This is a genomic window from Mycobacterium sp., assembly GCF_004298145.1.
In the GTDB taxonomy this organism is placed as follows: Bacteria; Actinomycetota; Actinomycetes; order Mycobacteriales; family Mycobacteriaceae; genus Mycobacterium.
Window position 1 is genome coordinate 65813 of the sequence record NZ_SCRH01000017.1, and the last position, 25421, is coordinate 91233.

Below are 25421 nucleotides of genomic sequence, written 5' to 3' on the forward strand. Positions count from 1 at the left end.
AGGACCGACTCGACAGCCTGCAGTGGGCAATCGGCTCGATATTGTCCAACGTCGACAGCGTTCCGACCTGACTGACACCCAGCCACGCGTTGCGTCCGTTGAAGACAGCGGCGCAACCGACCCCGCGATTCGTTTCGTTGTGCTGGCACTCTTGGCGGTCGATGGGGTTCTCTCCGCACTAGCCGGGGCTCTGCTGCTGCCTTCCTACATCGGGGCGATTCCGTTTCCCATCAGCGGGTTGATTTCCGGGCTGGTCAACGCGGCGCTGGTGTGGGCCGCCGGGCGCTGGACCCGGTCCCCGCGGTTGGCCGCGCTGCCGCTGTGGACGTGGCTGCTGACGGTGGCGGTGATCAGCATGGGGGGCCCGGCCGACGACGTCATCCTGGGCGGTCGCGGCCTGATGGCTTATGCGGCGCTGCTGCTGGTGGTGCTCGGTGTCGTACCGCCGGTCTGGGTGCTGTGGCGGCGCGGCCACAGCCGCTGATGTCCGCCTCCGCCGGGTGGACGTTTCGGGCGGGACGTCGCCCGCTTGCCGCTACGGGTGTGGCGCTACTGTTGACTGTTGCCCATACGGGACCCGCCATGGGTGCCACGATTTCACATGTTGGGACGCACGGATGAAATTCGATCGTGGGGAAGTTACACGAAGGTGCTGTTGACTCCGGGCGAGGAGCCTACCGCTCTGCCTGATCCTCAGATTCCGGCGAAGGCCAGTGCGTCGAAGGCCGATGCGTCGGCGTTGCGGCGGGTGTTGCGGCGGGCGCGAGATGGTGTTGCGCTGAACATCGACGAGGCGGCGGTCGCGATGACCGCCCGCGGTGCGGATCTGGCGGATCTGTGCGCCAGCGCGGCGCGGGTGCGCGACGCGGGCCTGGAATCGGCGGGGCGGCACGGCCCCGGCGGACGGCTGCCGATCACCTACTCCCGTAAGGTGTTTATCCCGGTCACGCACCTGTGCCGGGACAACTGTCATTACTGCACCTTCGTCACGGTCCCGGGCAAGCTGCGTGCCGAGGGCGCCGGCATGTACCTCGAGCCCGACGAGATACTCGACATCGCCCGCCGCGGCGGTGAACTTGGTTGCAAGGAAGCACTATTCACCCTCGGGGATCGGCCCGAGGATCGCTGGCCGGAAGCGCGCGAATGGCTCGATCAGCGGGGCTATGATTCGACGCTGTCTTACGTGCGGGCGATGGCGATCCGGGTGCTCGAAGAAACCGGATTGTTGCCGCACTTGAACCCCGGTGTGATGAGTTGGTCGGAGATGGCGCGGCTCAAGCCGGTGGCGCCGTCGATGGGGATGATGCTCGAGACCACGTCACGGCGGCTGTTCGAAACGAAAGGCCTTGCGCACTATGGCAGCCCGGACAAAGACCCGGCGGTCCGGCTGCGCACTTTGACCGACGCGGGCCGGTTGTCGATTCCGTTCACCACCGGTCTGCTGGTCGGTATCGGCGAGACGCTCGCCGAGCGCGCCGACACCTTGCACGCGATCCGCCGCTCGCACAAGGAGTTCGGCCATGTGCAAGAAGTGATCGTGCAGAATTTCCGGGCCAAGGAACACACCGCCATGGCCGCGGTTCCCGACGCGGGCATCGAGGATTACCTGGCGACGGTGGCGGTTGCGCGGCTGGTGCTCGGTCCCGGGATGCGTATCCAGGCACCGCCGAACCTGGTCTCGCGTGAGGAGTGCCTGGCGCTGGCCGGCGCCGGCGTCGACGACTGGGGCGGCGTATCGCCGCTCACACCCGACCACGTCAACCCAGAGCGGCCGTGGCCGGCGTTGGATGAGCTGGCCGCCGTCACCGCCGAAGCCGGTTACGAGCTGGTCCAGCGGCTGACCGCGCAACCCAAATACGTGCTGGGCGGCGCGGCCTGGATCGACCCGCGGGTGTCCGGACATGTGCGGGCGCTGGCCGATCCCGCGACCGGTCTGGCGCGCGATGTCAACCCCGTGGGGTTGCCCTGGCAGGAGCCGGACGACGTAGGGTCCTCGGGCCGGGTCGACCTCAATGCGGCGATCGACAGCGAGGGCCGCAACACCGAAACCCGCAGCGACATCGACAGTGCTTTCGGGGACTGGGAGTCGATCCGCGCGCACGTGGGCGAGCTGGCCGCCCGAGGCGCCAAAGCGCCAGAACGCCTAGACACCGATGTGTTTGCCGCGTTGCGCTCGGCGGAACGCGATCCCGCCGGCTGCACCGACAGCGAATATCTGTCACTGGCCACCGCCGATGGTCCGGCGCTGGAAGCGGTTACCGCACTGGCGGATTCGTTGCGTCGCGACACGGTCGGTGACGACGTGACGTTCGTGATCAATCGCAACATCAACTTCACCAATATCTGCTACACCGGGTGCCGGTTCTGCGCGTTCGCGCAGCGCAAGGGCGACGCCGATGCGTTTTCGCTGTCCACCGACGAGGTCGCCGACCGCGCCTGGGAGGCGCACGTGCAAGGGGCCACCGAGGTGTGCATGCAGGGCGGCATCGACCCCGAACTGCCGGTCACCGGCTACGCGGACCTGGTCCGCGCGGTCAAGGCGCGGGTGCCGTCGATGCACGTGCACGCGTTTTCTCCGATGGAGATCGCCAACGGTGTGACCAAGAGCGGGTTGAGCATTCGCGACTGGCTCATCAGCTTGCGCGAAGCGGGCCTGGACACCATCCCGGGCACCGCCGCCGAGATCCTGGACGACGAGGTGCGCTGGGTGCTGACCAAGGGCAAGTTGCCGACTTCGCTGTGGATCGAGGTCGTCACCACCGCACACGAGGTGGGACTGCGGTCGAGCTCGACCATGATGTACGGCCACGTCGATCACCCGGGGCATTGGGTTGGTCACCTCAACGTGCTGCGCGACATCCAGGACCGCACCGGAGGTTTCACGGAGTTCGTGCCGCTGCCGTTCGTGCACCAGAGCTCGCCGCTGTATCTGGCCGGTGCGTCCCGGCCCGGGCCGACCCATCGCGACAACCGCGCGGTACACGCGTTGGCGCGAATCATGTTGCACGGCCGCATTTCCCAGATCCAGACCAGCTGGGTCAAGCTCGGTGTCGAGCGCACACAGGTGATGCTGCGCGGCGGCGCCAACGACCTGGGCGGCACGCTGATGGAGGAGACCATCTCGCGGATGGCCGGCTCGGAACACGGGTCGGCCAAGACGGTGGCAGAGTTGACCGCGATCGCCGAAGGCATCGGGCGCCCCGCACGCCAACGCACCACCGACTACACCTCGTTGGCCGTGTAGCCGCTTGCTTGTCAGGGGCGGCGGGTATACCCGACGCCGTGAAGCGACGAATTGACGAGGACCGCTTCCCGGAGTGGCGGCCGTTCGTGGACGCCGCGCAACGGCACGGCCCGGATGCCGGAACCTGGTGTGAGGCCTGGACGGTGCGCGATATCGTCGTCCACCAGGCCGGAAATGCCGAAGAACTCGCCCGGGTGCTCGGCGCGCACCTGGCCGGCCACCCCGTCGCCACCCGGGGTTTTGCCGAGCGCGAAGACCCGCTGCGCGCCTTGAACGATGCCGACTTGTGGGACGCGCTGTGGGACCGGATGGGCACCCTCGCCGATGTCGCGGTCGCGGCCGACGGGGTGCCCGCGGACACCGATGTCGCCTGGACCGGCCGCACCATGAAGGTGCCCTGGTTCGCCGAGCACATGCGCGAAGAACTCGTCCTGCACGGGTGGGACATCACCGGAGACGAGCCGGCCGCCCAGGCGAGGCTGGCCCAGCCGTGGATGACGACGCACAGCGTGCTCGCGGTCGGCCGGCCGCTGCTGGCCAAAGGAGCCACGCAGCTCGCGCCCGGCGAGCGGCTCGAGGCCCGGCTGCGAGCCGACGGCACCGACGACATTGCCCTGGCCGCCGACCCGGACCAGATCACCATCGGGTTCGCCGAGCCGGACAGCCCGGCCACCCTGGAAACCGACCCGGCCGCGCGCGTGCTGCTGCTGTGGGGGCGCAGGCCCGCCGATCCATCACGCATTCGCAGCCGCGCGGGACCGGAGGCCCTGGGACGCGTGCGCCGCCTGCTCGGCGGTTACTGAGCCGCTTCGTGCGAAGCGACCGGCTCAGTAGTTGTTACAGGTGACCGCAACCTGGTTGATGGTGGTGTAGTACTTCTGCGCCGACGGCATGGCCTGGATCTGCTGGGCCATCTGCTCGCGCTTGGGCGGCGGGGCGGCGAGGAAGTTGCGGATGTAGGACTGCGCCATCGGCGACGAGTTCAACTGCTGGGCAGCTGCCGGGTCGGTCGCGTTGAGCGCCGCAATCACCTGTCCGTAGTTGCAGGTCGTGTTGATGATCGCGTCCGTGGGATCCGCGGCTGCGATCCCGGCCGCTGCGGTCAACGCCACTGCCGCGCTGCCGACCGCAACGCCCAATTTGCTCAACGACACCCTCATGTGTGGACACCTTCCCCAGTTAATGCACCGCTATTACGGCGAGAACGTCTGCCCAGCGGTTGCCGTCTTCCCGATCGAGATTACCAGGCCCCGTGAACGTACTCGCAACACAACAGATATCGGAGGCCACCGCCGGGTTGTGACTCTACGCAGGTCAGCGGGTTATTCGCGGTGTTCGCCCTCGGTGAAACGGGGGCCGTTCGCGGGGTCCGAGACCGTCAGTCTTAAATCTGTGTTCAGACAGGCGCGCCAAATGGTTGACCTGTATCTGCAACGTCTAGTATCAGTAACCGAAAGCTTCACCGGAAGCGGTCGGACGCGTCGGTGCGAGCTGAACAGCAGCCCACATTGAGTACTACATGGAGGAGACGTCTGTGACGTACACGATCGCCGAACCCTGTGTCGACGTCAAGGACAAGGCCTGTGTCGAGGAATGTCCGGTCGACTGCATTTACGAGGGTGCCCGGATGCTCTACATCCACCCCGACGAATGCGTCGACTGTGGGGCGTGCGAGCCGGTCTGCCCCGTCGAAGCGATCTATTACGAAGATGATGTACCGGACCAATGGAGCCAGTACACGCAGATCAACGCCGACTTTTTCGTCGAGCTGGGATCGCCCGGCGGCGCGGCCAAGGTCGGCATGACCGAGAACGACCCGCAGGTGGTCAAGGATCTGCCACCCCAGGGCGAAGGCGACTGAGCGGCCCGGTGCCACACCAGCTCAGGAAGCACCGGCCGGCCGTGTCGGCGTCCCTGCCGGAGTTTCCCTGGGACACGCTTGCCGACGCGAAAGCGCGGGCCGGCGCCCATCCGGACGGGATCGTCGACCTATCCGTCGGCACCCCGGTCGACCCGGTGGCGCCGGTGATCTCCGACGCGCTGGCCGCGGCCGGTTCGGCGTCTGGGTATCCGGCCACCGCGGGCACTGCCCGGCTGCGCGAATCGGCGGTCGCCGCCCTGGCCCGCCGGTTCGGTGTCGCCGGGCTGGCCGAGTCGGACGTGCTCCCGGTGATCGGCAGCAAAGAGCTCATCGCCTGGCTACCGACATTGCTGGGTCTGGGCTCCGCGGACACGATCGTGGTTCCCGAGCTGGCGTACCCGACCTATGACGTCGGGGCGCGCCTGGCCGGGTCGCGGGTGCTGCGGGCGGATTCGCTGACGCAGCTGGGCCCGCAATCGCCCTCGCTGTACTACTTGAACTCCCCGAGCAATCCGACCGGACGTGTCCTGGGCGTCGATCACCTGCGCAAAGTGGTCGGATGGGCCCGCGACCGGGGCTGCCTGGTGGCCTCCGACGAGTGCTACCTCGGGTTGGGCTGGGATGCGCAGCCGCTGTCGATCCTGCATCCCTCGGTCTGCGACGGCGACCACACCGGGCTGCTGGCGATCCATTCGCTGTCGAAGAGCTCGTCGCTGGCCGGGTATCGGGCCGGCTTCGTCGCCGGCGACTCCGAGCTCATCGCCGAGCTGCTGGCCGTGCGCAAGCACGCCGGGATGATGGTGCCGACGCCGGTGCAGGCGGCCATGGTGGCCGCCCTGGACGACGACGCCCACGAGCTGGCGCAACGGCAGCGGTACGAGCGGCGCCGGGCCGTCCTGTTGCCTGCGCTGCGTTCGGCCGGCTTTACGGTCGACTATTCCGAAGCCGGCCTCTATCTCTGGGTCACCCGCGGCGAGCCGTGCCACGACAGCGTTGCCTGGCTGGCGCAGCGGGGCATCCTGGTGGCGCCCGGTGATTTCTACGGCCCGCGCGGCGCACAGCATGTGCGCGTTGCGCTGACGGCCAGCGATGAGCGGATAGCCGCCGCGGTGCGACGGCTCGCCTAGCCCGGTGACGATGCGCGCCGCTTTGTGGCGCGAGGAGGAGGCGGGCGATCTCGCCTAGCCCGGTGACGATGCGCGCCGCTTTGTGGCGCGAGGAGGAGGCGGGCGATCTCGCCTAGCCCGGTGACGATGCGCGCCGCCCGACGTGGGCGAACGTGCACAATGCATCGGGAGGCGTTTCACGTTCTCGAATCTCGGGTAAGGACGGTGCTCGTGACCAGTTCGACCGGCAAGCCGCGCATCCCGCTCTCGGTCGGGGACGTCGCCAAGCGTGTGTTCCTGGGAAAGCCACTGATCACCGAGGACATCGCCGCCGAGAAATTGTCCAATGGCGTGGCGTTGGGCGCGCTTTCGCCCGATGCGGTGTCATCGGTCGCCTACGGCCCCGAGCAGATCCTGATCGAACTGTTGCCCCATGCGGGGTTGGCGGCTTTCCTCCTGTTGCTTCCCATCACCGGAGTCATCCTGCTCATCCTGGTGTTGGTGGCCGCCTCGTACCGGCAGGTCGTGATGGCCTACACCCGGGCCGGCGGCTCGTACATCGTCGCGCGCGACAACTTCGGCCCCCGGGTCGCGCAGATCGCCGCCGCGGCGCTGCTGATCGACTACGTGGTGACCGTTGCGGTGCAATCGGCGGCCGGGACGGTCGCGGTGGTCTCGGCGATCCCCGCATTGGGTCCCTACAGCCTGGCGATCACGGTCGGTGTGGTGCTGATCATCTGCTATGCGAACCTGCGTGGATTGCGCGAAGCGGGAATGCCGTTCGCGGTGGCGACCTACTCCTTCATCGCCATGGTCGGACTGACCATCCTGGTCGGCGTCGTCCGCGTACTGGTCGGGGGTTTACCGGTATACGATTCCGCGCACACGCCCGGGGCAGTGCCCGTTCATCAGGGCAACGGGTTGGTGCTGGGCGCGACGATTCTGGTGTTGTTGCGTGCGTTCGCCAACGGAGGTTCTTCGCTGACCGGAGTCGAGGCCATCTCCAACACGGTCGACTATTTCCGAAAGCCCCAGGGCCGCAACGCGCGTCGGGTGCTCACCGCGATGGCCAGCATCCTGGGCGTCCTGCTGGCCGGTGTCGCCTATCTGGCCCACGTCACCCACGCCACGCCGTATCTGACCGAATATCCGTCGGTCTTGTCGCAGATCGGCCGGGCCGTCTACGGCAACGGCATGGTCGGCGACGTATTTTTTGTGCTGGTCCAGGCGTCGACCGCGGCCATCTTGTTCACCGGCGCGAACACGAGCTTCAACGGATTCCCGGCGCTGGCGAGCTTCGTCGCCGAAGACCGCTTCCTGCCCAGGCAGCTGACCAAACGCGGTCACCGCCTGGTGTTTTCGAACGGGATCATCACCCTCACGGCGCTGTCGGTGGCCTTGCTGGTGGTAACTGGCGGTTCGGTCAACGCGCTGGTCCCGTTCTACGCGATCGGCGTGTTCACCGGATTCTCGATGGCCGGTTACGGCATGACCAAACACCATTTGACGCATCGTGAATCGGGATGGCGGCACCGGCTGGCGATCAACCTGTCCGCGGCGATCCTGTCGACGATCGTGGTGGGCATCTTCGCGGTGGCGAAGTTCACCGAGGGCGCCTGGCTGGTGGTCGTCGTGTTCCCGCTACTGGTGTTCGTGCTGACGCGGCTGAACCGCGAATACCGGGCCGAGGCAGCCATTCTCGAGATGTTCCGCACCGATCGCCCCGAATTGGTGAAGTATGCGCGACACAAGGTGCTGGTGTTCGTCGACTCGGTCGATCTGGCGGTGATCGAAGCGTTGCGCTACGGCCGGGGGCTGCGGGCCGACGACCTGGTTGCCGTGCACTTCATGGTCGACCCGGCCCACGCCGCGCAACTGCGAAACCGTTGGGACCACTTCACTCTCGACACTCCGCTACGGATCGTGGACTGCCCCGACCGGCGGATCAGCAGGTCGGCCCAGCTGCTGGTCGCCAAGGCGCGCGCCGAACACCCCAACACCAACGTGACGGTCCTCCTGCCGCGCCGGACATTCGCGCGGCTGTTGGGTCGGCTGCTGCACGACCGGACCGCGGACAAGATCGCCCAAGCCGTCAGCCTCATCCCCGACGCCGCGGCGACGATCGTGCCCTACGACGTGGAATCGCGGATCAGGGAGGCCTACCCCGACTCGTTCGAGCAGCGCATCGGGCAGGAAATTGACAAGATCCAGGCCTGGGTGTCCCAGGACGAGGACGAGAACGTCGACGCCTACGAACACCCCGAACGGCCGCCGTCGGTGATCATGGTGGCCGGCCTGATCTCCGGGCAACGCGCCACCGTCGAAGGACGGGTCAGCGAGGTCGAAGACGTCAGCGAACGCGGGCGAACCCGGCGACAGATCGTCGTGGGGGACAGCAGCGGGGAAATCACCGTCACCTTCCGCCCCGGACGCGGGGGCGGCGACATCCAGCCCGGTCAACTCTTGCGGATCAGCGGTAAGGCCCGCCAGGCCGGCCAGCGTTCCCTGTCGATGGTCGATCCGGCCTATCAGGTCATCGAGGATCCGGCGAAGGAAGCCGAGTCCGGGGACGCCGAACAGGCCGACAAGTCGTAGCGCCTCCCGCCGATCCGTATGAGGAGCGGATACGGCGTGGCATGCGTTGGAAGCCAAGGGTTTTCGATACCTCAGCGTGGACGTGCGCGTCCATGGCGCAGGGTTCCGGGGGCCGGGCGCGCCGCATCGGGCTGGTGCATCGCTGAATCGCGCGCCCGATGTCCCGTGTCCGGGCGGGCCGGCGCGGGGCGATGCTGGGTGTCGTGCCGCGCCGGCGCAGGTGAGACGCGGGTGAGAATTGTGCAATTACGAAGTCACGGCATGGGTTTCACGACACCGGGGTGCTTCTGGTGCCCTGCCGGTATCTTTCCGGCACCGGGACGAAATTGTTTAATCCCGCTAACTGACGTGGTTCGGGTAGGTAAACTGACGCCTGCACAATTACGCCCGAACAACGTGAGAAGAGATGGTGCGCGCCGCTGCTCACGGGCCGTCGGGCGAGGACAGGGGGCTGCACATTGCGTGCCGCGAACGCCACACCCGTGGCCGTCATCGGAATGGCCTGCCGGCTTCCCGGCGGGATCGATTCCCCGCAACTCCTCTGGGAGGCGTTGTTGCGCGGCGACGATTTCGTCGGCGAGATCCCCACCGACCGGTGGGATGCGGACCTGTTCTACGACCCCGAGCCCGGCGTCCCCGGCCGATCGGTGACCCGGTGGGGGGCGTTCCTCGACGATGTCGGGGGATTTGACTGCGACTTCTTCGGGATGACCGAGCGCGAGGCCACCGCGATCGACCCGCAACACCGCCTGCTGCTGGAAACGTCGTGGGATGCCGTCGAGCATGCCGGCCTCGACCCCGCGTCGCTGTCCGAGACGCAGACCGGCGTGTTCGTCGGCCTGACGCACGGCGACTACGAACTGCTGTCCGCCGACTGCGGCGCGGCCGAAGGACCGTACGGATTCACCGGCACCAGCAACAGCTTCGCGTCCGGGCGGGTCGCCTACACGCTGGGGCTGCACGGCCCGGCAGTCACGGTGGACACGGCGTGCTCGTCCGGGCTGATGGCCGTCCACCAAGCGTGCGGCAGCCTGGGCAGCGGCGAAAGCGACCTCGCCCTGGCCGGTGGCGTGGTGGTGACCCTGGAACCGCGGAAGTCCGTTTCGGGTTCGCTGCAAGGCATGTTGTCCCCGACCGGTCGCTGCCACGCCTTCGACGTGCACGCCGACGGCTTCGTGTCTGGCGAGGGCTGCGTCATGCTGCTGCTCAAGCGGCTCGATGACGCGCAACGCGACGGCGATCGCATCCTGGCGGTGCTGCGTGGCACCGCGGCCAACCAAGACGGCCGCACCGTGAACATCGCGGCGCCCTCGGAGACGGCTCAGATCGACGTCTACCGAACGGCATTGGGCGTGGCGGACGTCGACGCGTGCACCGTCGGCTACGTCGAGGCGCACGGCACCGGCACCCCCGTCGGCGACCCGATCGAATTCTCCAGCCTGGCCGCGGTGTATGGAAACGACGGGCCCTGTGTGCTGGGGTCGGTGAAGACCAACTTCGGCCACATGCAGTCGACGTCCGGGCCGCTGGGGTTGATGAAGGCGATCCTCGCGCTACAGCACGGCGTGGTGCCGCAGAATCTGCACTTCACTCGGTTGCCCGATGAGATGGCCCGGGTCAAGACGAACCTCTTTGTACCGCAGACTAATACGCCGTGGCCCGGCAACGGCCACCATCCGCGGCGCGCCGCGGTGTCGTCGTATGGGATGTCCGGCACCAACGTGCACGCCATTCTGGAAGAAGCCCCGGCACAGGCCCGCGATGGATCGGCTGCGCCCGAAGCCGATGGGCCACTGCTGTTTCCCCTGTCGTCCACGTCGGCCGAGCAGCTGCGCGTCACGGCCGCCCGCCTGGGGGCTTGGCTCGAGGGGCGCGGCGCCGACGAGCACCCCAGTGTTTCCCGTGACGGCGAAAGCGGCTCCGCCCTACGGGATCTGGGCTACACGCTGGCGCGCCGCCGAGCGCACCGGCCGGTGCGGACGGTGTTCGCGGCGAACAGCTTTGACGAGTTGAGCGCGGGACTGCGCGCGGTCGCCGAGAGCGACATCCCGTACGAGCCGGCCGTGGGACACGACGATCTCGGGCCGGTGTGGGTGTTCTCGGGGCAGGGTTCGCAATGGTCGCAGATGGGCGCCGAACTGCTGACCAAGGAACCGGTGTTCGCCGCCACGATCGCCGCCCTCGAGCCGTTGATCGCCGGAGAATCAGGGTTTTCGGTGATCCAGGCCATGTCGGCACCGCAGACGGTGACCGGCATCGACAAAGTCCAGCCCACCATCTTCGCGATGCAGGTCGCGCTCGCCGAGACGATGAAGTCCTATGGGGTGCGCCCCGGCGCCGTCATCGGGCATTCGCTCGGCGAATCCGCCGCGGCCGTGGTCGCCGGTGGGTTATCGCTCGACGACGGAGTCAAGGTGATCTGCCGCCGGTCGCGGCTGATGGCACGGATCGCCGGGAGCGGTGCCCTGGCATCGGTGGAACTGCCGGGCCAACAAGTGCTTTCGGAACTGTCCATTCGCGGCATCTCCGACGTCGTGCTCTCCGTGGTCGCCTCGCCGACGTCGACGGTCATCGGCGGTGACGCCCAGGCGATCCGCGACCTGGTCGCGGCCTGGCAGGAGCAGGACGTGATGGCGCGCGAGGTGGCGGTGGATGTCGCCTCGCATGCACCGCAGGTGGAGCCCATCCTCGACGAGCTGGTCGAGGCCCTCGCGGACCTGCAGCCCAGGGAGCCCGAGGTTCCGTACTACTCCGCAACCTTGTGGGACCCTCGCGAGCGACCGTCGTTCACCGGCGATTATTGGGCCGAAAACCTGCGGTACACGGTGCGATTCGCGGCGGCCGTACAAGCCGCCCTCAAGGACGGGTTCCGCGTATTCGGTGAGCTGGCACCGCATCCGCTGCTCACCCACGCCGTCGAGCAGAACGCCGCCAGCCTGGACATGCCCATCGCCGCGCTGGCGGCCATGCGCAGAGAGCAGGAGCTGCCAGTCGGCTTGCGCGGCTTCGTCGCCGACGTGCACAGCGCCGGAGCGCTGGTGGACTTCTCCGTCCAATACCCGGCAGGGCGGTTGGTGGATGCGCCGCTGCCGACATGGGCACACCGCCGGCTGATGCTCAGCCGCGAGTCGGTGGAGCAGGCGCACGGCGCCTCGCTGCTGGCCGTTCACCCGCTGCTCGGGGCGCATGTGCATCTACTCGAGGAGCCCGAGCGCCACGTGTGGCAAGGGGAGGTCGGCACCGACGCCCACCCGTGGCTTGCCGACCATCAAATTCACGGCGTGGCAGCGTTTCCCGGCGCCGCCTACTGCGAGATGGCGCTGGCGGCCGCCGGCGCGGCGCTCGGTGAGGGCGCCGAGGTCCGCGACGTCAAGTTCGAGCGCACGTTGTTACTGGAGGACCGGACGCAGGCTTCGTCGACGGCGACGGTCACCGCACCCGGGGTCCTCGACTTCGCGGTGGACACCCACGAGGAAGGCGAACGCATCCGCCGGGCCGGCGCGGTCCTGCACGCTTCCGACGGAGAAGCCGGACCCGAGCCGCACCAGCCGCCCGCGCACGACCTGGTCGCGCTGATCGCCAACCATCCGTCCCGCATGGAGGGTGCCGAGCTGCGAAAGGCCTTCGACGCGGCCGGTATTCAGTACGGCCCGGCGTTTTCGGGTCTGGCCGCGGTGCTGGTCGGCGACGTGGGTATCACGACGGTGCTCGCGGAGGTGGCGTTGCCGGGGGCGATCCGATCGCAGCAGCCGGCCTACTCCACGCACCCGGCCCTGCTCGACGCCTGCTTCCAGTCGGTCATCGTCGCACCCGAGGTGCAAACGGCCGGCGCCGGCGGTCTGCTGTTGCCGGTGGGGGTGCGCCGGCTGCGCAACTATCACTCGACGCGCAACGCGCGATACTGCCTCACCCGGGTCACGGCCTCGCGCCCCGGCGAGTGCGAGGCCGACCTCGACGTGCTGGACCACTCCGGGACGGTGCTGCTGAGGATCGAGGGGCTGCGGCTGGCCGGCGGAACCTCCGAACACGAACACGCCCATCGGCTGCTCAACGAGCGGTTGTTGACCATCGAATGGGAGCCCCGCGAACTGCCCGCGGCGACGGGGAGCGAGCCGGGATCCTGGCTGCTGCTCAGCGCGTCCGACGACGGCTCCGACGGCCGCGACCGGTTGACGGCGCAACTGGCCGACATCTTGAATTCCGATGGCGCGCAATGCAACACGACGTCACTGCCACTCGGGTCGGTGGACACCGAGCGGCTGGGTTCGCTGCTGTCCGGCGGCGGTCCGGGGGTCCACGGGGTTCCGATGGGGCTCACCGGCGTGGTCGTGGTGACCGCGGCCTCCGACGACCGCTCGCACGACCCGCACGGGCGCCGGCGGGGCCGGGACTACGTGTCGCACCTCGCGTCCATCGCCCGTGAGCTCTCGGAGCTTCCCGGGGAATCACCGCGGCTGTTCGTGGTGACCCGCCACGCCGCCAGCGTGACCACCGGCGATGTGGTGAACCTGGCGCAGGCCGGGCTGCGCGGGCTGATGCGGGTGATCGATTCGGAGCATCCGCATCTGAGCGCCACCCAGATCGATGTCGATGACACCACCGACCCCGGACAGGTTGTGCTGCAACTGAAAAGCGGCTCCGAGGAAGACGAGACCGCCTGGCGCGACGGCCACTGGTACACCGCCCGGCTGCGGCCCGGTCCGCTTCGTCCGGCCGAGCGGCGAACCACCGTCGTCGACCATGAGCGCGACGGCATGCGGCTGCGGATCCGGACTCCCGGTGACGTGGAGTCGCTGGAGTTCACCGCGTTCGACCGGGTTCCGCCCGGGCCGGGGGAGATCGAGGTGGCGGTCACCTCGTCCACCGTCAACTTCGCCGATGTGCTCGTCGCCTTCGGGCGCTACCCGACGTTCGAGGGTTACCAGCAGCAGTTGGGCGGCGATTTCGCGGGTGTGGTGACCGCCGTGGGGCCGGGCGTCACCGAGCACAAGGTCGGCGACCATGTCGGCGGGATGTCCCGTAACGGATGTTGGGGCACCTTCGTCATCGCCGACGCCCGGCACGCGGTCACGCTGCCTGCCGAGGTGCCGTTGGACGACGCCGCCGCGGTGCCGACCGCTGCGGCGACCGCCTGGTATGGCCTGCATGATCTGGCCCGCATCGCACCCACCGACAAGGTGCTGATCCACTCCGGCACCGGGGGTGTCGGGCAGGCGGCCATCGCGATCGCCCGGGCCGCGGGTTGCGAGATCTTCGCGACCGCGGGCAGCCCGCAGCGCCGGCAACTGTTGCGCGACATGGACATCGAGCACGTCTACGACTCGCGCAGCACGGAATTCGCCGACGAGATTCGCCGTGACACCGACGGGTACGGCGTCGACGTGGTGCTCAACTCGCTGCCCGGCGCCGCGCAACGCGCGGGCATCGACCTGCTGGCGTTGGGTGGGCGCTTCATCGAGCTGGGCAAGCGCGACATCTACGGCGACAGCCATCTCGGTCTGTTCCCGTTCCGCCGCAACCTCTCGCTGTTCGCCGTCGACCTGGCCCTGCTGACCTTCAGCCACCCGCAAACCGTTCGGCGCTTGCTGACCACCGTGTACCAACGCACCGCCGCCGGCGAATTGCCATTGCCGCGCACCACGCGCTATCCGATCCAGGACGCGGCCGCCGCGGTGCGTCTGGTCGCCGCCGCCGGGCACACCGGCAAGGTGGTGCTCGACGTGCCCCGCGCGGGCAGCAGCGTGGCGGTGGTGGCACCGGAAAAGGCCCGGCCGTTCCGCGCCGACGGCGCGTACATCATCACCGGCGGTATCGGCGGCCTGGGTCTGTTCCTCGCCGGTGAGATGGCTTCGCGGGGCGGCGGAGCGGGTTGTGGGCGGATCGTGCTCAACTCCCGCTCGCAACCCACCGAGCAGGCGCGTCAAGCCATCGAGCGCCTGCGCGCCGCGGGGGCCGATATCGCGGTGGAGTGCGGTGACATCGCCGAGCCGCGGACGGCCGAGCGCCTGGTGGCATGCGCGACGGCTACCGGGCTACCGGTGCGGGGCGTGCTGCACGCGGCGGCCGTCGTCGAGGATGCCACGCTGGCGAACGTCACCGATGAACTGATCGACCGGTGTTGGGCGCCAAAGGTGTACGGCGCGTGGAATCTTCACCAAGCCACCCTGGGGCAGCCGCTGGATTGGTTCTGCTCCTTCTCGTCGGCCGCCGCGCTGGTGGGCTCGCCGGGGCAGGGCGCCTACGCCGCGGCCAACAGCTGGCTGGACGCGTTCGCCTACTGGCGGCGCGCCCAGGGCCTGCCGACCACCGCGATCGCGTGGGGGGCGTGGTCGGAGGTCGGCCGTGCCACCGCCCTGGCCGAAGACGCCGGCATCGCGATCAACCCGGCCGAGGGTTTCCGCGCATTCGAGACGCTGCTGCGCTACGACCGCCCGTACTCCGGCTACGCGCCGATCATGGGCACGCCGTGGTTGACGTCCTTCGCGCAACGCAGCCGCTTCGCCGAGGCGTTCGGATCGGTGGGGCAGGGCAAACCGGACACGGGCAAGTTCCTCGCCGAACTGCGGGCGTTGCCGCGCGAGGAATGGCCGTCGGCGATCCGGCGCCTGGTATCGGGTCAAATCAGCCTCTTGCTGCGGCGCACAATCGACCCTGATCGCCCGTTATCGGACTACGGTCTGGATTCGCTGGGGAACCTGGAGCTGCGGACCCGCATCGAAACCGAAACGGGTGTGCGCATCAGTCCCACCAGGATCACCACGGTCCGCGGTTTGGCGGACCATCTGTGTGACGAGCTGGCTGACCTGGACGCTGCACCGTCAGCTTCCTGACCTCGGGCTGTTGGGTGTGGGGACGCTGTTCGACTGGGAACCGGCTCCACGACGATGCTCGACGAGCGGCAGACCGCGCGCGTCGAGCCGGCGTGCGGCGGGCGCCCGGTTTGATCGGTGGGGTACCGGCCTGCTTCGGCCTGACCGAACACGACCTGGACGGGGTGCAAACGTACTATGCTCGGACCCCGCGCGACACCCGCAAAGCGCCGGCCGACGCGTTGACCCAGGGTCGGTTCACCGGCATGATTCCGGTCACCGTGCCCATCGCCGGCTCGTCGTTTCCCGATGTCGCGCGCGCCGCACGGGTTTCCTTCGACAGGGGCGTTGAATTGGCTGAAGTGCCCGACGACCGGGTGGTCGAGGCGGTGCCCACGCTGGGTGAACCGCGGCCGAACTTTCCCGGCAACCCCGCGGCGCACGAATCCGTCACGTGGTACCTGGCGGCGCTGACATCGGCGTTCGAGCGTGTCGCCGAAGCGGGCACTGGCGCAATGTCGCCCGATTCATGGCACGCATGGCGGGCGCGGTGAGGAGATGAACTCATCTTCGGCCGGCTAGGCGAGCTCGTCGCGCGGTGGCCACTGATCGTGATCGGCTGCTGGGCCGCGTTCGCCGTTGTGTTGCCCATGACGGTGCCGTCGTTGGCCGAGATGGCCGCGCGACACCCCGTGGCCATCCTTCCCGCCGACGCACCGTCGGCCGTGACCGCGAAGAAGATCAACGCGGCCTTCCACGAGGCCGGCTCGGAAAACGTGCTGATCGTGCTGTTGACCAAGGACAACGGGGCCAAGGCCTTGGGGCCCGGCGACGAAAACGTCTACAGCGCACTGGTGGACCGGTTGCGGCGCGACACCAAAGACGTGGTGATGCTGCAAGACTTCCTAAGCACGCCGGCACTGCGGGAGGTACTGAGCAGCAAGGACCAGAAGGCGTGGATCCTGCCGATCGGCCTCGCCGGGGAGTTGGGCACCCCGCAGTCCTACCGCGCCTACAACGACGTCGCGGCCATCGTGCACCGAACCTTGGCGGGGTCCACCCTGAAAGCCGATCTGACCGGACCCGCGTCCACGGTTGCCGACCTGACCGTCGCCGGTGCGAAGGATCGGGTTTCCATCGAGCTGGCGATCGCCGTGCTCCTGCTGGTCATCCTGGTCGTGATCTACCGCAATCCGGTCACCATGTTCTTGCCGCTGATCACGATCGGTGCCTCCCTGCTGACCGCGCAGGCGGTGGTCTCCGGTGTTTCGATGCTGACCGGGATGGCCGTCTCCAACCAGATGATCGTGTTGCTGTCCGCGATGATCGCCGGGGCGGGAACGGATTACGCCGTCTTCCTGATCAGCCGCTATCACGACTACGTCCGGCGCGGGGAGGATCCGCAGCGGGCCGTCAAAAGGGCCATGGCCTCCATCGGGAAGGTGATCGGGGCATCGGCGGGGACGGTGGGAATCACCTTCCTGGGCATGGGCTTCGCGAAATTGGGTGTGTTTTCGACGGTGGGCCCCGCGCTGGCGATCGGGATCGCGGTGGCGTTCCTGGCCGCGGTCACCCTGTTGCCGGCCATCGTGATGGTGGCCGGGCCGCGCGGATGGGTGGCGCCGCGCGAGGAGCGCACCGCCCTGTTCTGGCGGCGCATCGGGGTACGGATCGTGCGGCGGCCCGCGCGCTATCTGGCGGCCAGCCTGGTCGTGCTGATCGCGCTGGGCACCTGCGCGACCCTGGTCCGGTTCAACTACGACGACCGCAAACAGCTGCCGGCCTCGGCCGGTAGCTCGCTCGGATACGCCGCGCTGGAACACCATTTCCCGGTGAATCAAACGATTCCCGAGTATCTGTTCATCCAGTCTCCGCAGGACCTGCGCACGCCGCGAGCCCTTGCCGACCTGGAGCAGATGGCGCAACGAGTGAGCCAGATCCCGGGAGTCGCCATGATCCGCGGCGTCACCCGGCCCACCGGACAGTCGCTGGAAGAGGCCAAGGCGACATATCAGGCCGGTCAGGTCGGCAAGGAGCTGGGCGGCGCGTCCGACCTGATCAGCCGGCGCACCGGTGACCTCAACAGGTTGTCCTCGGGTGCGGGTCTGTTGGCCGACAAGCTCGGCGACATACGCACGCAGGTGGGCCAGGCGATCGGGGGTGTCAGCGGCCTGGTCGACGCCCTGGCCACGGTTTCGGCGACGTTCGGTGGCGGCAAAACGATCGGTGAAATAGACACCGCCACAAAGCTTGTCAGCAGCGTCCGGGTGCTCGGTAACACCCTGCAGATCAATTTCTCCACCATGCTGGACAACTTCGAGTGGATCGACGCCGTGGTCGCGGCGCTGGACACCAGCGCGGTGTGTGACGCCAGCTCGATCTGCAGCGGCGCGCGCACCCAGTTCCACCGGCTGATCACCGCCCGCGACGACGGCACCCTGGGCCGGATCAGCGATCTCTTCCGGCAGCTGCAGTCAACGCAGTCGTCGCAGACCCTGGCGTCCACCGTGAACGGTCTCGAGCGAGCGCTGCAAGGTGCGGCGGCGTCGCTGCACCGACTGGGGCTGGACAACCCGGGTGCGGCGCGCACGCAGATCGCCGTCGTGCAAAAGGGCGCCAACGACCTCGCCGGCGCCGGCCGTCAGGTGGCCGACGGGGTGCAGCAGCTGGTCGACCAGGTCAAGCGGATGGGGCTCGGCCTGGGCCAGGCGTCGAGTTTCCTGATGGAGATGGGGCAGGAGGCCTCGCAGCCTTCGATGGCCGGATTCAACGTCCCGCCCGGCGCGCTCGACACGCAGGACTTCAAAAGGCTTGCGCGAACGTTCATCTCGCGGGATGGCCATTCGGTGCGCTACTTCATTCAAACCGATCTGAACCCGTTCAGCACCGAGGCCATGGATCAGGTCAACACCATCCTGTCCACCGCCAAGGGTGCGCAGCCGAACACCACGCTGTCGGACGCCTCGATTTCGATCTCCGGGTATCCCGTCACGCTGCGCGACACCCGCGACTACTACAACCGCGACATCGGACTCATCGTGTTCCTCACCGTCATCGTGGTGCTGCTGATCCTCATCGCTCTGCTGCGTGCGATCGTCGCGCCGCTGTACCTGGTCGGCTCCGTGATCTTGTCCTATCTCTCCGCCGTCGGTGTCGGAGTCTTGCTGTTCCAGGTGATTCTGCGGCAGCAATTGCATTGGAGTGTCCCGGGATTGACCTTCGTCGTGCTGGTGGCGGTGGGCGCGGACTACAACATGCTGCTCGCGTCGCGATTGCGGGATGAATCTCCGTTCGGTGTGCGCACCGGCGTCATCCGCACCGTGCGTTCCACCGGGGGAGTCATCACCGCGGCCGGTCTCATCTTCGCGGCGTCGATGTTCGGGCTGCTGTTTTCCAGCATCGGGGCGGTGGTGCAGTCCGGCTTCGTGATCGGCGTCGGCATCCTGGTCGACACCTTCGTGGTGCGCAGCATCACCGTGCCCGCCCTCGCCGCGCTGCTGGGCCGGGCAAGCTGGTGGCCCGCCCGACCGTGGCTCACCGCCCCGCCGCAGGCCGCACCCAAGAAGAAGACGGTGTTCGAAGCGGTGGCCGGCGACTCCGGCTAGCCCGGCGCCGGTCCGCCCCGGGGACGGCCCCACGAGAAAACACCCCTAAGTTGGCCATCTTTACTTGTAGGCTGGTTCTAATCCGGTTTGATTGATAAACAACATGGTGAAAGGTCAGTGGCCGCTGCGCCCCTAGCTGCGCATCGACCCGGCAGGCGAGCGTCGCCGCCGAACGGATGCAATGGCCGGCCGCTTCCGACCCCATCCGCACCTGTGGACGCGCGGCCGAGAAATGGTGAACGGGAGCTGGAAATGTCGAACAACATCACCTGGCACGAACACAAGATAAGCCGCTTCGAGCGCGAGAAACTCAATGGTCACCAAGGTTGTGTCGTCTGGTTCACCGGGCTGAGCGGCAGTGGCAAAAGCACGGTGGCCAACGTCGTCGAGCAAAAGCTCTACGAGCGGGGCATCCGAAGCTATCTCCTGGACGGCGACAACGTCCGCTACGGGCTCAACGCCGGTCCGGAGCTGCTCGAACAGCGCCATGGACCCGAGTTCGCCACGCGGTTCGGGCTGGGTTTTTCCGCCGCGGACCGGGAGGAGAACATTCGCCGGATCGGCGCGGTCGCGAAGCTGTTCTGCGAGGCCGGTGTCATCGTTTTGACGGCCTTCATCAGCCCCTACGTCCGTGATCGCGACGCGATTCGAGCCACGCTCGGCGATGGCGATTTCCAGGAGATCTTCGTCGACACCCCCATTGAGGTATGCGAACAGCGCGATCCCAAAGGGCTCTACAAGAAAGCCCGGGCCGGCGAAATCAAGGGATTCACCGGGATCGACGATCCCTACGAAGCTCCGGCGCGCCCCGAACTGCGGCTCGATGGCGGAACGAAGGACGCGGACACGCTGGCCGAGGAAGTGATCGCCCACCTCGAGCGGGCAGGCGTCATCCGCACCCCGGACCGAGATCACGAGGGCCGGGAAAGGAACCTGGAGAGTAACGAGGTCACGGCATGAACTACACGGGTCACAACGGAAAGCCGATCGTGGAACGGGTGTCCACCGACGATGGGGCGGGCCGGATCGAGGGCCTGCCGCGGGTTCCGATATCGAAGGCCACCGCGCACGAAGTCATCAGCCTTTCCTACGGGTTCTTCACCCCGCTGACCGGATTCATGGGCCGTCGCGAAGTCGATGGCACCTTGGACGACTTCGCGCTGCCGGACGGGACGCTGTGGAGCATTCCGATCGTCTTCGACATCTCCGCGGACGACATCGCGAAGTTCGATGTCAAAGAGGGCGCCAGCGTGGTCCTCGACTATCTCGATGCCCCCATGGCCATCTTCGACGTCACCGAGATCTACGAATACGACCTCGAGCGCATGGCCGAAAAGACATACGGCACAACCGATCCACGGCATCCGGGCGTCAAGAAGACGTTGGGCTATGAAAACCGCTTCATCGGCGGGGATGTCACGCTGATCAACGAACCCGTTTTCAACGAGCCGTTCAAGGGCTTCTGGCTCACCCCGAAGCAGCACCAGGACGCGCTGGCCCAGCGGGATTGGCAGCGCGTCGTCGCTCACCAGACCAGAAACGTTCCGCACACCGGCCACGAGGCGTTGATGAAGCAAGCGTGGCTGGCCGCGAACGAGGACCAGCCCGTCGACAACCTGAACACCGGCGTGCTGGTGAACGCCATCATCGGCCAAAAGCGCGTGGGCGATTACATCGACGAGGCAATACTGTTGGCGCAAAACGCGCTACGGACCAGTGGATATTTCCGCGAGAACGTGCACATGGTGTCTTTCACCCTCTGGGACATGCGGTATGCGGGGCCCCGCGAGGCAATCTTCCACGCGATCCTGCGAACGAACCTGGGCTGCACACATCACATGTTCGGGCGCGACCACGCGGGCGTGGGCGACTTCTATCACCCCTACGACTCCCAGAACATCCTCAAGCAATACCGGAGCCAGCTGGACATCAAGCCGGTGTTCCTGCGGGAAAACTGGTATTGCCCGGTGTGTTTGGAAGTCACCAACTCGGCTCTGTGCGGCCATGATTCACAAGCCCAAAGTTTCAGCGGCAGCCTGATCAGAAGCATTCTGACGGACGAAGTCAAGCCGACGCAGAAGGTGATGCGGCATGAGGTGTTCGAAGTCGTGATGGAGTGTGCCGCCGAGCATGGTCAGGGCTCGCCGTTCGTCACCGAGGAATATTTGAGGGACAGACGGCCCGTCTTCACGCTCAACCAATGGGAGGGTTCGTGAGCAGCGACGAGAAAACGATCAAGATCAACGTCTGGATCAACGAGGAGCGACTGGAAGCGCTGGCGAACGCCGGGATGGCGGACCTGGCCAATGAGGCATTCGCAGGCATGAAGCTGCTGGAAATCTACACCACCGAAGAGCAGAAAAACCTTGTCCTGCAACGGTATCCGGGGTCGAAATACGATTCCGCCACCACTCGGTCCATCGAGCTGCTGCCCAAGAAGGCGAAGGACAGGCTCTTAGAGCTGTCCATCGCGATGCATTCCACCGGTCCCGACGTGATGGGCCGCTTTCTCGAGGAGACGCAGTCGGCCAACGGCAACGGGTAGGGCCGGCTCAGGGCGGGGGCGGCAATATCGCCCGGAGCTGGGCGAACGCATTCAGGATGGAGTCACGAAAAGCCGGATCCACGGGTCCTAACGGGTCCAGGCCGTTCACCGGATCCATCGCAATCGGCTTGGTGGCCGGATTGTCGTTGTGCGAATAGGCCGCATCGATCTGGGGCGCCAGGATCGCGTCGATCTGGTCCACCTTCGCATCGGACCAGCCCAGGTAGCGTAGCGGCAAGGTCATCGGAAGATGATTCAACGGAATCATGTACGTCGTCTCGGTGGCTCCCCGGGAGTTGACCGTGGTCCTGATGTTCTGCGGCGGGATCTGGTCGGGCCGCACGAACGCGGCCGGGGTGTGACCGATGGCCGCCCCGAAGGCGCTGTTGATCAACGCCAACAGGTTGTCCATCCGGTCGGGGAAGTCGGCGAAGCCGTCGTAGGCGGCGAACACGCGGTTGCTGTTGTACTGGCTGTCCGGCCGCTGCGGCATCGTGTAGTCGACGATCGGAATGTAATCGCCGGGCTTGAAGAAGCTCGCCAGGAAGCTCGTTCCGAACCCCTGCGTGCCGCTCGGGTCACCGAAGGTGGTGAAGGTCAACTTGTCGGGCGGTGGCGCCGTCGGGTCGTTGGCGAGCCGCGCCTGCTCTTTGTCCAAGGCGAGGCCACCTTGGGAGAGGCCCACGGCGGCGGCCGGCTCGGATCCGTGGTGAACGGTCGTGTCGAGGTTGTTCACGGCCACGTCGGCGGCGTTGCCGATCGAGGTCATGTCCCTGGGCCCGGGCAAGACGAACGTCGGCACCCAGGAAAACATGGCCCCGGCGGGGTAGTCGATGAGCTCACGCTGGGCGCCCGGGAAGAAGTTCTCGCCGGCCTTGTTGGTGTAGAACGCCCAATCGAGGCCGGGCGGCCGTGCGCCGCCGACGGCGTAGACGACCTTCGTGGTCGAGGCGCCGCCCACCGGGGACGGAACCGGGGGCAGCCATCCGAACCCGGGGTCGCCGGTCGCGACGTGGGGTCCGAATCCGCCCACCGAACCCACCAGCAACGCGGCGAGGGCTCCGGCGATCAACTGCTTGAGCACCCGCTCAGCTTACTGGATCGCCCAGTGATGGGTGGCTCTTTCGCGCGGCGAATGAGCTTGCCGCAGCTCAACCTTCGCTGTGGGCTGCCCCGCTCACAGGCCCGCTCCGCCGACCGCGACCAGGACAGCGCCGACCCCCGCGAGCAATGCGGCGACCTCGACACGACGCCGCGCCCGGATCCAGTTCTGCAGCGCGGTCATCACCGCGTGAGTTGCCTTCGGCGCCAACAGGTAAGCCACCAAGGGAATCTCTACGAGTGAGAACGCGATGGCATTGAACATCAGCAGCGCTCCCACTTGGGTCGCGACTGGCGCGCCGGACGCCAGGATGACCGCCAGCGCGGCCAGATAATCCACTGACGGCAGCGCAATCCCCAGCCCCGCGGCTGCGGCGACCCACAGCGACTGTCCGTCCAGCCGCCGCCGGGTCCGCGTCATCAGGCTTCCCGGGCCGGGGCGGTCGTCGTCGGGAGGGGCGGGGTCGCGGCCGCTCAACCGGTCCGCGACGATCTTCGCCACCAGCACGGCGGCGGCCACCAGCGCCAGTGCGCCGATGAGGATCTGCACCCGAGGCAACGTGAAGTATGTCGAGCCCAGCAGGATGCGCCGGAAGAGGAACAAGACGGCCGCCCCCACCGTCAACCCCATCGCGAACCCGCCCGCCAAAAACGCGAGCAATTGCAGCAACGGCCTGGGTCGATTCAGCATGAGCACCGTCATGCCGATCCGGAAGGGTTCCAGGCTCACGGCAATGGCGATCACACCGATGGTGAACAACATCGTAGATACCGTTGCCGCCTCAGGCGTCCAACCGGGTGAACTGTTGCCGTCGGTACAGCTCGACGCACGCGGTCCGCCGGATCTTGCCGCTCGTCGTGGTGGGAATCGATCCCGGTGGCACCACCACCAGGTCGGCGACGTTGAGTCCGTGCGAGTTCGAAATCGCCGCGGTGACATTGTTTTTGACGATGTCGAGCCGGTGCGGAGCGTCCTGGCCACAATCGTCGCGCTTCTTCAGTTCGATGATGGTCACCAATTTCTCGGTCTCGTCCACCGGAACCGAGATCGCCGCGACGCGGCCCCCGGTGATCGCCTGCACCGTCGACTCGATGTCCTCGGGATAGTGGTTGCGCCCGTAGACGATCAGCAGATCCTTCATCCTGCCCACGATGAACATCTCTCCGTTCCAGACGAAGCCGAGGTCGCCGGTGCGCAGCCACGGTCCCTCGGGCGTGTTCGGCGCCGGGTCGGTCAAGACGCGGCCGAAGGTGCGCTGAGTTTCCTCCGGCCTTTGCCAGTAGCCGTCGGCCACGTTGTCGCCGTGGACCCAGATTTCACCGACCGTTCCGTCCGGGCACTGCGTGCTGGTGTCGGGGTCCACGATTGCCACCGTCGGCGATTTCGGCGTGCCGTAGCTCAGCAGCGGTGAGCCGGTCTCTGCCGAGCACCGTTGGGCGCTGCCCTCCGACAGCTTCTCCGGTTCGAAGTGAACGACTTTCGGGGCCCCGGTCTGCGCGCGGCTGGCCACGTAGACGGTCGCCTCCGCCAGACCGTAGGAGGGTTGCATCATGTCCTCGCGAAAGTTATACGGGGCGAACCGTTTACAGAACCGGTCGAGCGTTGCGGGATGGATCCGCTCGGCACCGCTCACGATGCTGATGATGTTGCCCAGATCGAGTCCGGTCATGTCCTCGTCCGTTGTCTTGCGCACGGCCAGCTCGAAGGCGAAGTTGGGTGCGGCGGAGAAGACCGGATTGGCTTGGGCCATCGCCTGGATCCACCGTGCCGGCCGTTGCAGGAACGCGACCGGGCTCGTCAGATCACCGGGGTAGCCGCCCAGGATCGGAGCGATGACGCCTTGCATCAAACCCATGTCGTGGTAGAGGGGCAGCCACGACACGCAGACGCTGTCGCGCGGTGCCACGCCATTGAAGTCCGGAAAGTAGGCGGCCATCAGCTGCTGGAAATTCACGTGAAGGTTCCGGTGCGAGATCATGACTCCGGCCGGAAGACGAGTGGAGCCCGACGTGTACTGCAGATAAGCGGTGCTCGGATCGCCGCTGACGCGGATCCCCGGTGGATTCGGATAATCGAGCCTGGGTGCGTCGACCTCGACGATGGCCGGGGCCGCTCCGTCCGGCCGCTGCAGGTAATCACCGACGGTCGCGGCGGCCGCGGAGGTGGTGAGAACGACGGTGGGCCTGGTGTCGGCCAGGACGGCACTGACCCGCTCATCGTGCGTACCGGGCTGCGGGACCGAGAGCGGAACCGCAATCAGCCCCGCCTGTAGCGCACCGAGGAACGCCACGATGTAGGCGAGGCCCTGGGGCGCAAGCAGCACGGCCCGGTCCCCGGTGCTGCCGTGCCGCTTGATCTCGTGCGCAACATTCAGGGTCCGCCGGTACAGCTGCGCCCACGTCAGAGACTCGGTGACGCCCATCCAGTCCTGCTCGTAATCGGTATAGCGGAACGCTAAATCGTCGGGCTGCAGACCGGCGCGTTCCCGCAGCAGCGAGACAACCGACGAATGGTGCATGCGGGCCAGGTTACCGCTTCGGGCATTTCGCGCATG

Annotated in this window: 16 protein-coding genes; 12 read left to right on the top strand and 4 right to left on the bottom strand. The window is 67.2% G+C overall.

The features are described from left to right. The first annotated feature begins 22 nt into the window (after positions 1 to 22). From EPN51_RS07285 to EPN51_RS07295, 3 genes are all read left to right on the top strand, one after another. Positions 23 to 484 (top strand): hypothetical protein, encoded by a 462-nt coding sequence (locus EPN51_RS07285; RefSeq protein WP_293039324.1) that lies wholly within the window; start codon positions 23 to 25, stop codon positions 482 to 484. Positions 485 to 652: 168 nt separating this feature from the next. Further along, positions 653 to 3244 (top strand): bifunctional FO biosynthesis protein CofGH, encoded by a 2592-nt coding sequence (locus EPN51_RS07290; RefSeq protein ID WP_293039756.1) that lies wholly within the window; start codon positions 653 to 655, stop codon positions 3242 to 3244. A gap of 38 nt (positions 3245 to 3282) precedes the next feature. Then, the gene (locus EPN51_RS07295; RefSeq protein ID WP_293039327.1) at positions 3283 to 4047 is read left to right on the top strand and encodes a maleylpyruvate isomerase N-terminal domain-containing protein; all 765 of its coding nucleotides are present in this window, start codon (positions 3283 to 3285) and stop codon (positions 4045 to 4047) included. Positions 4048 to 4071: 24 nt separating this feature from the next. Here the strand turns inward: EPN51_RS07295 and EPN51_RS07300 are convergent, their stop codons facing one another. Then, positions 4072 to 4404, bottom strand: coding sequence for a hemophore-related protein (locus EPN51_RS07300; protein WP_293039330.1), 333 nt, complete (start codon positions 4402 to 4404; stop codon positions 4072 to 4074). A gap of 374 nt (positions 4405 to 4778) precedes the next feature. Between EPN51_RS07300 and fdxA the strand changes: the two genes are divergently transcribed. The 9 genes from fdxA to EPN51_RS07345 all read left to right on the top strand — a co-directional run bounded on the left by fdxA (position 4779) and on the right by EPN51_RS07345 (position 21765). Next, positions 4779 to 5105, top strand: coding sequence for a ferredoxin (fdxA, locus tag EPN51_RS07305; protein WP_293039332.1), 327 nt, complete (start codon positions 4779 to 4781; stop codon positions 5103 to 5105). A gap of 41 nt (positions 5106 to 5146) precedes the next feature. Further along, the gene (gene dapC, locus EPN51_RS07310) at positions 5147 to 6232 is read left to right on the top strand and encodes a succinyldiaminopimelate transaminase (protein ID WP_293039758.1); all 1086 of its coding nucleotides are present in this window, start codon (positions 5147 to 5149) and stop codon (positions 6230 to 6232) included. A 210-nt stretch (positions 6233 to 6442) separates the two neighbouring features. Next, entirely contained in the window at positions 6443 to 8806 is a 2364-nt protein-coding gene (locus EPN51_RS07315) for an amino acid permease (protein ID WP_293039335.1), read from the top strand. Between the two features lie 458 nt (positions 8807 to 9264). Further along, complete coding sequence (gene pks2 / locus EPN51_RS07320; RefSeq protein ID WP_293039338.1) at positions 9265 to 15636, top strand: sulfolipid-1 biosynthesis phthioceranic/hydroxyphthioceranic acid synthase; 6372 nt, start codon at positions 9265 to 9267, stop codon at positions 15634 to 15636. 92 nt (positions 15637 to 15728) lie between these two features. Beyond that, a complete protein-coding gene (locus EPN51_RS07325) occupies positions 15729 to 16169 on the top strand; it encodes a hypothetical protein (RefSeq protein WP_293039341.1) in 441 nt (146 codons plus the stop codon). A gap of 54 nt (positions 16170 to 16223) precedes the next feature. Continuing rightward, complete coding sequence (locus EPN51_RS07330; protein ID WP_293039760.1) at positions 16224 to 19220, top strand: MMPL family transporter; 2997 nt, start codon at positions 16224 to 16226, stop codon at positions 19218 to 19220. Positions 19221 to 19472: 252 nt separating this feature from the next. Continuing rightward, positions 19473 to 20180 carry an adenylyl-sulfate kinase gene (gene cysC / locus EPN51_RS07335; RefSeq protein WP_293039762.1) on the top strand — a complete coding sequence of 236 codons (708 nt, stop codon included), beginning with the start codon at positions 19473 to 19475 and terminating at the stop codon, positions 20178 to 20180. After that, positions 20177 to 21436: a sulfate adenylyltransferase gene (sat, locus tag EPN51_RS07340; RefSeq protein ID WP_293039344.1), complete on the top strand. Its 1260-nt coding sequence runs from the start codon at positions 20177 to 20179 to the stop codon at positions 21434 to 21436. Before cysC ends, sat begins: the two co-directional genes overlap by 4 nt. Next, positions 21433 to 21765 (top strand): hypothetical protein, encoded by a 333-nt coding sequence (locus EPN51_RS07345; RefSeq protein WP_293039347.1) that lies wholly within the window; start codon positions 21433 to 21435, stop codon positions 21763 to 21765. Before sat ends, EPN51_RS07345 begins: the two co-directional genes overlap by 4 nt. A 7-nt stretch (positions 21766 to 21772) precedes the next feature. On the opposite strand, the gene EPN51_RS07350 is transcribed toward EPN51_RS07345, so the two are convergent. The 3 genes from EPN51_RS07350 to fadD21 all read right to left on the bottom strand — a co-directional run bounded on the left by EPN51_RS07350 (position 21773) and on the right by fadD21 (position 25385). Next, positions 21773 to 22849, bottom strand: a complete 1077-nt coding sequence (locus EPN51_RS07350; RefSeq protein ID WP_293039350.1) for a PE-PPE domain-containing protein — start codon at positions 22847 to 22849, stop codon at positions 21773 to 21775. 93 nt (positions 22850 to 22942) lie between these two features. Beyond that, a complete protein-coding gene (locus tag EPN51_RS07355; RefSeq protein ID WP_293039353.1) occupies positions 22943 to 23629 on the bottom strand; it encodes a GAP family protein in 687 nt (228 codons plus the stop codon). Positions 23630 to 23648: 19 nt separating this feature from the next. Further along, on the bottom strand, positions 23649 to 25385 hold the full coding sequence (gene fadD21 / locus EPN51_RS07360; RefSeq protein ID WP_293039356.1) for a fatty-acid--AMP ligase FAAL21/FadD21: 1737 nt from the start codon (positions 25383 to 25385) through the stop codon (positions 23649 to 23651). Positions 25386 to 25421: the final 36 nt, after the last annotated feature.

Excerpts from the sequence above, each read along its gene's own strand:
- EPN51_RS07300 (WP_293039330.1), bottom strand. The coding sequence starts at position 4,404 with ATGAGGGTGTCGTTGAGCAAATTGGGCGTTGCGGTCGGCAGCGCGGCA.
- cysC (WP_293039762.1), top strand. The coding sequence starts at position 19,473 with ATGTCGAACAACATCACCTGGCACGAACACAAGATAAGCCGCTTCGAG.
- sat (WP_293039344.1), top strand. The coding sequence starts at position 20,177 with ATGAACTACACGGGTCACAACGGAAAGCCGATCGTGGAACGGGTGTCC.
- EPN51_RS07355 (WP_293039353.1), bottom strand. The coding sequence starts at position 23,629 with ATGTTGTTCACCATCGGTGTGATCGCCATTGCCGTGAGCCTGGAACCC.
- fadD21 (WP_293039356.1), bottom strand. The coding sequence starts at position 25,385 with ATGCACCATTCGTCGGTTGTCTCGCTGCTGCGGGAACGCGCCGGTCTG.